This window comes from Streptomyces sp. WELS2, from assembly GCF_013870595.1.
In the GTDB taxonomy this organism is placed as follows: domain Bacteria; phylum Actinomycetota; class Actinomycetes; order Streptomycetales; family Streptomycetaceae; genus Streptomyces.
In genome coordinates this window covers 1-8,969 of sequence record NZ_JACBWZ010000201.1, presented here as the reverse complement: position 1 = coordinate 8,969, position 8,969 = coordinate 1, and the positions used below count along the sequence as shown (strand labels likewise).

Annotated in this window: 6 protein-coding genes and 1 pseudogene; 5 read left to right on the top strand and 2 right to left on the bottom strand. The window is 72.7% G+C overall.

Annotated features, from left to right (window positions below; genetic code table 11):
- Positions 1–84: 84 nt before the first annotated feature.
- A complete protein-coding gene (locus H5J33_RS14570; protein WP_181795334.1) occupies positions 85–663 on the top strand; it encodes a TetR/AcrR family transcriptional regulator in 579 nt (192 codons plus the stop codon).
- Positions 664–802: 139 nt separating this feature from the next.
- On the opposite strand, the gene H5J33_RS14565 is transcribed toward H5J33_RS14570, so the two are convergent.
- Entirely contained in the window at positions 803–1,696 is an 894-nt protein-coding gene (locus H5J33_RS14565; RefSeq protein WP_181795333.1) for an NADP-dependent oxidoreductase, read from the bottom strand.
- Positions 1,697–1,766: 70 nt separating this feature from the next.
- Between H5J33_RS14565 and H5J33_RS14560 the strand changes: the two genes are divergently transcribed.
- On the top strand, positions 1,767–2,372 hold the full coding sequence (locus tag H5J33_RS14560) for a TetR/AcrR family transcriptional regulator (protein WP_181795332.1): 606 nt from the start codon (positions 1,767–1,769) through the stop codon (positions 2,370–2,372).
- 107 nt (positions 2,373–2,479) lie between these two features.
- On the opposite strand, the gene H5J33_RS14555 is transcribed toward H5J33_RS14560, so the two are convergent.
- Positions 2,480–3,562, bottom strand: coding sequence for a PP2C family protein-serine/threonine phosphatase (locus H5J33_RS14555; protein WP_181795335.1), 1,083 nt, complete (start codon positions 3,560–3,562; stop codon positions 2,480–2,482).
- Positions 3,563–3,947: 385 nt separating this feature from the next.
- Between H5J33_RS14555 and H5J33_RS14550 the strand changes: the two genes are divergently transcribed.
- The 3 genes and pseudogenes from H5J33_RS14550 to H5J33_RS14540 form a co-directional block, all read left to right on the top strand.
- Entirely contained in the window at positions 3,948–6,734 is a 2,787-nt protein-coding gene (locus H5J33_RS14550; RefSeq protein WP_181795331.1) for a SpoIIE family protein phosphatase, read from the top strand.
- A 223-nt stretch (positions 6,735–6,957) separates the two neighbouring features.
- Positions 6,958–7,200: pseudogene (locus H5J33_RS14545) on the top strand (nuclear transport factor 2 family protein); the annotation flags it as partial.
- Positions 7,197–8,969: non-reducing end alpha-L-arabinofuranosidase family hydrolase (locus H5J33_RS14540; protein WP_181795330.1), on the top strand; the 1,773-nt coding region annotated here is incomplete at its 3' end. The pseudogene H5J33_RS14545 and the gene H5J33_RS14540, both read left to right, overlap by 4 nt.

Sequence of the window (8,969 nt, the reverse complement as noted above, 5' to 3'; positions counted from 1 at the left end):
CCCGGCCGGCCGATCGAGAGCGAGGCCGTCGCGGCGGCGGCCCAGGTTTCCGTGCGCTCGCTCCAAAATACGTAGAATGCGGGTATGGCCAGGCCCAGGAAGTTCGACGAGACGCACGTCCTCACCGCCGCCATGGAAACCTTCTGGCGGCGGGGGTACGAGGCCACCTCGACCCGTGACCTCTCCGACTCGACCGGACTCGGCCAGTCGAGCCTGTACAACACCTTCGGTGACAAGCGGGAGTTGTACCTGCGGGCCCTGCGCCACTACTACGACACGCACACCGCCGAGCAGACCGCGCTCCTCGACCGGCCCGGCCCGGTCAAGGAACGGCTGCGGGACCTGATGGTCCACGCCGTCGACACCGACCTGGCGGACTCCGGGGCCTCCGGGTGTTTCAGCATCAACGCGTCGGTGGAGAAAGCCGATTCGGACGACGAGGTCCGCGAGGAGGTCCGCCGGCACTTCACCACGGTGGAGCGGGCGTTGACCCAGACCATCGCGCGGGGGCAGCGCTCCGGCGAGATCGCCGCGCAGCGGAACGCCGGGGCGCTCGCCCGCCGGATTCTCACCACGTACTACGGACTGCGCGTGCTCGCCCGCGTCCAGAAGGACAGGGACGCGCTGCTCGACATCGTGGAGAGCACCGTCTCCGCCCTCTGACCGGCGCCCGCACCGGACCGCCCTCCCGGCAGGGCACACGGGAGCCTTCCACGAACGGCTACGCGCGAACGGGGGCCGGACTCCGCGGAGCCCGGCCCCCGTTCGCCGGCGTCCGCTCACGGACGGCGCCGGCCGGCCGTCAGACGATCAGGACGCGGCGCCCGCGCGTGTGACCGGCCCGGCTGTCGATGTGTGCCGCCGCGGCCTCGGCGAGCGGGTAGGCCCTCTCGACCGGGATGTGGAGCCTGCCGCGCGAGAGCAGACGGACGGTCTCGGCGAGCGCGTCCGGCATGCTGCCCGCCTCCCCGGAGAACCGGACACCGAACTCCTGCGCGCCGAGGTCGGCGATGGAGACCACCTTGCGTGGATCCCCGGTGAGCTCGACGAGTTCGCGGATCACGCCGGAGCCGGCCAGATCGAGAGCGGCGTCGACGTGGCCGAGTCGACGCACCCGCTCCACCCAGCCCGCGCCGTACGTCGTGGCGAGGGCGCCCAGGTCGCGCAGATAGTCCTGGTTGGCGGCCCCGGCCGTGCCGATCACGGTGATGCCTCGGTCGCGGGCGATCTGCAGCACCGCCGATCCGACTCCCCCGGACGCGCCGCTGACCAGCAGCGTCTGGCCGGGGCGAACACCGGTTTCGCCGATGACGCGCAGCGCGGTCTCCATCACGGACGGGTATCCGGCCGCCTCCTCGAACGTCAGTCCCTCGGGCATCCGGGCCCAGGCCCACAGCACGGCGAACTCGGCGTAGGTGCTCGACCCTTCGCCGAACACACGGTCGCCGGGCTCGACCCCTTCGACGCCCTCGCCGACCTCGTCCACCACTCCGGCGGCGTCCAGGCCGAGCCCGGAAGGCAACTCGATCGGGCGGGTCCCCTGGAACTGGCCTTCCCGGAGCCGCCAGTCGAAGGGGTTCACGCCCGCCGCCCGCACGGCGACGCGTATCCGGCCGGGGCCCGCGTGGGGCTCCTCGGCATCCGTGAGGTGCAGGACGTCGGGACCGCCGAACTCGGCGAAGCTCACTTTCCTCATGGCGCCGACCGTAGCACTAACGGTTAGCTTTATGTAACCGTTTCGCCTTCGTATTTGGTAGCGTTGCGCCATGACCGCGCCGATCGGACGCCGTGAACGCAAGAAGGCCGCGACCCGCCAGAAGATCGCCGACGCCGCCCTGCGGCTCTTCATGGAGCGCGGGTACGAGGCGGTGGGCATCCGTGACGTGGCCGCGGAGGCCGACGTGGCCGTGACGACGCTCTTCGCCCACTTCCCCTCGAAAGAGGCCCTGGTGTTCGACCAGGACCAGGACTTCGAGCGGCGCCTCACCCAGGCGGTCACCGACCGGGCGCCGGGCGATCCGCTCATCCCCGCGCTGCGCCGCGAGGTCCAGGCCCTGGTGCACCACTGCACGGGGGACGACGCCGCCCCGGTCTGGCGCATGATCGACGCGTCACCGGCCCTGCTGGACTACGAGAAGTCGATGCGGCTGCGCCACGCGGAGTCGCTGGCGGCGGCCATCGCCGCCGATCTCGGACTGCCACCGGCCACGACGGCGTGCCGGACCGTCGCGAGGTTCGTGATCGACGCCTATTCGCTGGCCCGGGAGGCGGCCGACCCGGAGGCCGCGCTGGACGAGATCTTCCGGATGATCGAGGCGGCCTGGGCCGTCGCCCGCCCGTCCGCGGACCGCACGGACACGACAGGGGCGTAAGCCCGAGCACATCGGCCGGCACCTCGTGCCGGTACGGCGGTACCGCCTCGCCACGCGCCCCCTTCCGTCGCTTCCGAACAGCTCCCCAGCCGTCGCAGCCGCTCGCGTCAGGGGCCGGCCGGGCCGTCGGCGGGCAGGCAGACCGCGAGCGCCGCGATGTCGTCCTGGAGGCGGTCGCCGCTGTAGGCCAGCAGGTCGTGGTGGAGCTGTTCCAGGAGCCTCTGGGGCGGGAGGGAGCGCCAGGAGCGCAGGCGCTGCAGGAGCGGGTAGAAGGAGCCGTCCCGGTCGCGGGTCTCGGTGATGCCGTCCGTGTAGAGCAGCAGCTGGTCGCCGGGGTGGAAGGCGTACTCCTCGACGTGGTAGGGCTCCCCGGCCAGCACCCCGAGGTTGAGCGGCGGGGCCGACCGTCCGCTGTCCAGTTCGCGGACCTCCCCGGAACGGATGAGGACGGGCGGCGGATGACCGCAGTTGACCACGCGCAGCACCGTCTGCCCGGCGGGGATCTCCACGAAGACGGCGGTCACGAACCGCTCGCCCACCTCGTTCCCGCCCAGCAGGGCCGCCCTGCGGTCCATGCTGGTCTCCACCCGGTCGGCCAGGGCGGGCAGCGCGGGTTCGTCGTGCGCCGCCTCGCGGAACGCGCCGAGCAGGGCCGCGGCGGTCTCCACCGCGAGCAGTCCCTTGCCCCGTACGTCGCCGATGAGCAGCCGGGTGCCGTACCGGGTGGGGACGGCCTCGTAGAGATCCCCGCCGATGCGCGCCTCCGCCGCGGCGGACAGGTAGAGGCTGTCCAGGAGGAGGTCGCCGATCCGGTGCGGAACCGGCCGGAGCAGCACCCGCTGGGCGATGTCGGCCACGAAGCGCACGTCGGCGAGGGTGCGCTCGCGGTGTGTGCGGTGCGCGGCCAGGATGGCGCCGAGGACGCCCACCAGGGCCGTGCAGACGTAGGAGGCCACGTAGTAGCGGTCCCACAGATAGCCGACGGGCCGGCCGGCACAGCACGGGGTACCGGCCAGGACACCCTCCAGGACGGCGGCGAACACGGTGGCACCGGCGACGACCACCGGACCGTAGGCGAACGCGGTCACCAGGGGCAGGGCGATCAGCACGAAGCTCACCGGCCAGTCGACGGGGGTCGCGGGCTCCAGCAGCAGGACGGCGGCGACGTACAGGACCGGCAGCCACCGCAGCCATCCTGGACGCTCCGGCAAGCGCGTCCGCGCACCGGCGCCGTCCTCCGGCTCCCGACCGGTATGTCCAGGCTTCGGCATACGTGGTCTTCGCACACGGACTCCTGTCACAGCAGCGCACGACAAGGTCCCCAGCCTGGTGCGCCCGTGCGCGGCGCACCGGCGATTGCTCCGCTCAGCGGCATGTTTCCGCCCCGGCCGGTACGAAACCCAGCATGCCCGGGACCGGCCTCCACTCGGCGGACGGGCGCCGGCCGCCATCCGTCCGGAGCAGCCCCGGCCCGGCGGCCCCCTCACCCGCCCGGCCCACGCCGGTGTCACGACATCCCGCGCGGCCGGCGCACAGCGGTCGCCGCTCCCCGAGCCACAGTGCTAGAAAAGGGAGATGAGCGGACGTTTCCGCCGTCCAAGGGCGAAAGCGGCGCCGCCGCCCGGCACCCGGTGGGCCTCCGATCCGCCCCGTCGGCGAGTGCCGTGGCCGTTTCGCGGGCGCCGGATCTCGCCGTCCCTGAGCGTCCGCACCCTCGCCGCGCAGGTCTTCCTGTTCCAGGCGCTGATCATGCTGATGCTGGTCGCGGTGGGGGCCGCGGCGCTGGTGGTGCAGGGGAAGTACGACGCCGAGCGCAGCGCCATGGACCGGTCGCTGGCGGTGGCCGAGGCCTTCGCCCACGCCCCCGGGACGGCACAGGCACTGCGCTCGCCGGATCCGACGGCCAGGCTCCAGCCGGAGGCGGAACAGGTGCGCAAGGGATCCGGCGTGGACTTCGTCTCCGTCCTGGACAAGCACGGGGTCCGGCTGACCGACCGGGACCCCGCCCTGATCGGCACCAAGGCCGAGGGAGTCGGCCAGGCGCTCCTCGGAGAGACGTTCACCGAGACCTTCCACGGCCGGCCGGCCGACGCGGTACGCGCCCTCGTCCCCGTGACCGACCCGAGCCGGCGCGTGGTCGGCGTCGTCACCGCGGGGATCGAGTACGTGAACGTGGGCGGCGTCCTCGTCCGCCAGCTGCCGGTGCTGCTCGGCACGGCGGCCGGGGCCCTGGTTTTGGCGACCGGTGGCGCCGCCCTGGTCAGCCGCCGGCTGCTGCGGCAGACCCATGGGCTCGGCCCGGCCGAGATGACCCGGATGTACGAGCACCACGACGCCGTACTGCACGCCGTGCGCGAGGGGGTGCTGATCCTCGGCGGCGACGGCCGGGTGCTGCTCGCCAACGACGAGGCGCGCCGACTGCTGGACCTGCCCCGGGACGCCGACCGGCGCCGGGTGCGGGAGCTGGGGCTGGGGCCGGGGCCGACCCGGCTGCTGGAGGCGGGCGAGGCCGCGTCCGACGAGGTCGTCCAGGCCGGGGACCGGCTGCTGGCGGTGAACATCCGGCCCACCGCCCCCTACGGCGGCGCTCCGGGGCTCGTGGCCACCTTCCGTGACACCACGGAGCTGCTGGCCCTGTCCGGGCAGGCCGAGCTGGCGCGGGGCCGGCTGTCGTTCCTGTACGAGGCGGGCATGCGGATCGGCACCACGCTCGACGTGCGGCGCACCGCCGAGGAGCTGTCGGAGATGGCGGTGCCGCGCATGGCCGACTTCGTCACCGTGGAGCTGCTGGACTCGGTGCTGCGCGGCGAGGAGCCCACGAGCGCGGTGCGCGAGATGCGCCGTACCGCGCTGCGCACCACGCACACCGGGCACCCGTTGCAGCCGGTGGGCGAGGTGATCCGGTTCGTGATGGCCGACACCCCGATGGCGGCGGCACTGCGCCGGGGCAAGGCCGTCCTGGTGCCGGACCTGCGCACCGCCCAGGACTGGCGGGCGCGGGACGCCGGCGGGGCCGAGCGGGCGCTGGACTACGGCATCCACTCGCTGATCACGGTGCCGCTGCGGGCCCGCGGGGTGACCCTCGGCATGGCCGACTTCTGGCGCGGCGCGGGCTCTCCCCGGTTCGAGGAGGAGGACGTCGCGGTGGCCGAGGAGCTGGTCGCCCGGGCCGCCGTGGCCATCGACAACGCCCGCCGCTACGCCCGTGAGCACGAGATGGCGGTGACGCTGCAGCGCAGTCTGCTGCCGGTGGGGCTGCCGGAGCAGGACGTGCTGGAGATCGCTTCGCGGTATCTGCCGGCCCGCGCGGGCGTGGGCGGCGACTGGTTCGACGTCATCCCCCTGCCCGGGTTCCGGGTGGCGCTCGTCGTCGGGGACATCGTGGGGCACGGGATGCAGGCCGCGGTGACCATGGGGCGGCTGCGCACGGCCGTGCTGAACTTCTCGTCGCTGGACCTCACCCCCGACGAGCTGCTCGGGCACCTGGACGAGATGGTGACCCGGCTGGACACACAGACCGCGACCGCCGACGACGACCATGTGCCGCTCACCGGTGCCACCTGCCTGTACGCCGTCTACGACCCGGTCTGCGGGCGCTGCGCCGTCTCCCGCGCCGGGCATCTGGCGCCCGCCGTGGTGGATCCGGAGGGCCGGGTGACCTTCCCGGACCTCCCCCTGTCGCCGCCCCTCGGGGTGGGCGGGCATCCCTTCGAGACCGGTGAGCTGGAGCTGCCCGAGGGCAGCCGGCTGGTCCTGTTCACCGACGGTCTGATCGAGAGCCGGGGCCGGGACGTCGACGAGGGCCTGGCGCTGCTCTCCTCGACCATCGCGCACGCGGACCGGACGCCGGAGGAGACCTGTCGCGCCCTGGTGGAGCGGATGCTGCCCGAGCGCCCCAGTGACGACGTGGCCCTGCTGGTCGCCCGGACCCGGCGGCTCAGCCCGTCCTGCGTGGCGACCTGGGACGTGCCGTTCGATGTGACGGCGGTGCCCCGGGTACGGGGCGAGGTGAGCCGGCGGCTGGCCGACTGGGGGCTGGAGGAGACGGCGTTCGCCACCGAGCTCATCCTCAGCGAACTGCTGACCAACGCGATCCGCTACGGCGCCCCGCCCGTGCGGGTCAGGCTGCTGCTGGGCCGCACCCTGGTCTGCGAGGTGTCGGACGGCAGCAACACCTCGCCCCGGCTGCGGCGCGCGGCCAGCACGGACGAAGGCGGCCGGGGGCTGTTCCTCGTCTCCCAGTTCGCGGACCTGTGGGGGACCCGTTACGCGCCGCGGGGGAAGGTCATCTGGGCCGAGCAGACCCTGGACCGGGCGGCGGAGCCGGACCCGTCCCTCCTGTTCGACGTCATGGGCCTGTGACCGGTGCCCGGCACGTGGTGACGGGCCGGTCCGGTGGGTACGATGCGGCGGCGTGACGATCACTTACGACTTCGTGAACGTCGCCTGGGACGGCGGGGCCCACGCCTTCCTCCTGGACGCCTGCGGGTTCACGGAGACGGCGGCGGGGCTCGTCGCGCTGCGGAGTTGAGGCCCCGGCCGGGGGAACGGGCGCTCCACGAACGGCGGCTGGTATTACTGGTGCATGCAGGAAGAGACCGCGCGGTCCGCGATCGACACGTTCATCTCCGCGTTCAACGCCTCGGACGACAACTATGTGACGGCCCTGCTCTCCCAGGCCCTGACCCCGGACGTGGTGTTCTGGGGACCACTCGGGCGCAGTGAAGGCATCGAGGCGGTCGAGCGGTTCGTACGGGACATCCGGCGCCACCCGGCGGGGACCGGCACGATGGTGCGCTGTTCGGCGGTGGACATGCCCGACGAATGGCGGGCAGCGGCCGCTATTTCGGCACGGCAGTGGCCTCGGGCAGGCTCGGCGACTCGACGTACTCCACCGTTCTCGACCGGGAATTCGGCATGGTCACCCCGGAGAACGAGATGAAGTGGGACACCGTCGAACCCTCCCGGGGCAACTTTCGCTTCGGCCCGGCCGACTCGATCGTCAGCCACGCCTCCGCGCACGGCCAGCGGCTGCGCGGCCACACCCTGGTGTGGTACAAGCAGCTGCCCGACTGGGTGAAGTCCATCAACGACGCCGGCACGCTGCGATCGGTGATGAACAACCACATCACCCAGGAGATGAGCCACTACAAGGGCAAGATCTACGCCTGGGACGTGGTCAACGAGGCCTTCGAAGACGGCAGCGGCCGGCACCGCGACTTCGTGTTCCAGAAGGTCCTGGGCGACGGCTTCATCGAGGAGGCCTTCCGCACCGCCCGGAAGGCCGACCCCGCGGCCAAGCTCTGCTACAACGACTACAACATCGAGAACTGGTCCGACGCCAAGACCCAGGGCGTCTACCGGATGGTCAAGGACTTCAAGTCCCGCGGCGTGCCCATCGACTGCGTCGGCTTCCAGAGCCACTTCGGCGCCGGCGGGCCGCCGGCGAGCTTCCGGACCACGCTGTCCCGCTTCGCCGCGCTCGGCGTGGACGTCCAGATCACCGAGCTCGACATCGCCCAGGCGTCCGCCGGCGCGTACACCAACGCGGTCAAGGCCTGCATGGACGTCGCCCGCTGCACGGGCATCACGGTGTGGGGCATCCGCGACAGCGACTCGTGGCGCACCGGTGAGAACCCGCTGCTGTTCGACGGCGGCGGCAGGAAGAAGCCCGCCTACGGTGCGGTGCTCACCGCCCTGGGCGGCAACGGCGGTGGCACGGCGGGGGGTGGCACGCCGGGCGGTGACATCACCTCCGGCGCCGTCTACACGCTCTCCAACGCGGCCTCCGGACGCGTTCTCGACCAGCCCGCGGGCTACAACGGCAACGGCACTCCGCTCCAGGTGTGGGACGCCGCCGGCGCCGCCAACCAGCAGTGGCGGGCCGCCCGCAACGGCGACGGCACCTACACACTGACCAACGTCGCCAGCGGCCGGGTACTGGAAGAGCCGGGCAACCGGACCGGCAACGGGACGAGGGCGCAGGTGTGGGACTCCACCGGCGGCGCCAACCAGCACTGGCGGGCCACGCGCAACGGCGACGGCACCTACACGCTGACCAACGTCGCCGACGGCCGGGCGCTGGAGATCCCCGGCGGCCGGACCGCCAACGGCACCCCCGTCCAGATCCGGGACTCCGAGGGCGGTGCCCACCAGCACTGGAACCTCAGGTCGACCGCGCCGGCGGGCGGCGGTACGTGCGCTCTTCCGTCGGCGTACCGGTGGACGTCGACGGGTCCGTTGGCGCAGCCGGCGAACGGGTGGACCTCGCTGAAGGACTTCACCACCGTGACGTACAACGGCAAGCACCTGGTCTACGCGTCGAACGCGTCGGGATCGTCGTACGGCTCGATGGCGTTCGCCCCCTTCACGAACTGGTCGGACATGGCCTCGGCCCGCCAGACCGGCATGAGCCAGAAGGCGGTGGCGCCCACGCTGTTCTACTTCGCGCCGAAGAAGACCTGGGTGCTGGCCTACCAGTGGGGTCCGTGGCCCTTCAGCTACCGCACGTCGAGCGACCCCACCAACCCCGACGGCTGGTCCGCGCCGCAGCCGCTGTTCACCGGCGGCATCCCCCGCACCGACTCCCCCACCGGC

Coding starts and splice junctions, on each gene's coding strand:
- H5J33_RS14570 (WP_181795334.1), top strand. CDS start 85: ATGGCCAGGCCCAGGAAGTTCGACGAGACGCACGTCCTCACCGCCGCC.
- H5J33_RS14565 (WP_181795333.1), bottom strand. CDS start 1,696: ATGAGGAAAGTGAGCTTCGCCGAGTTCGGCGGTCCCGACGTCCTGCAC.
- H5J33_RS14560 (WP_181795332.1), top strand. CDS start 1,767: ATGACCGCGCCGATCGGACGCCGTGAACGCAAGAAGGCCGCGACCCGC.
- H5J33_RS14550 (WP_181795331.1), top strand. CDS start 3,948: ATGAGCGGACGTTTCCGCCGTCCAAGGGCGAAAGCGGCGCCGCCGCCC.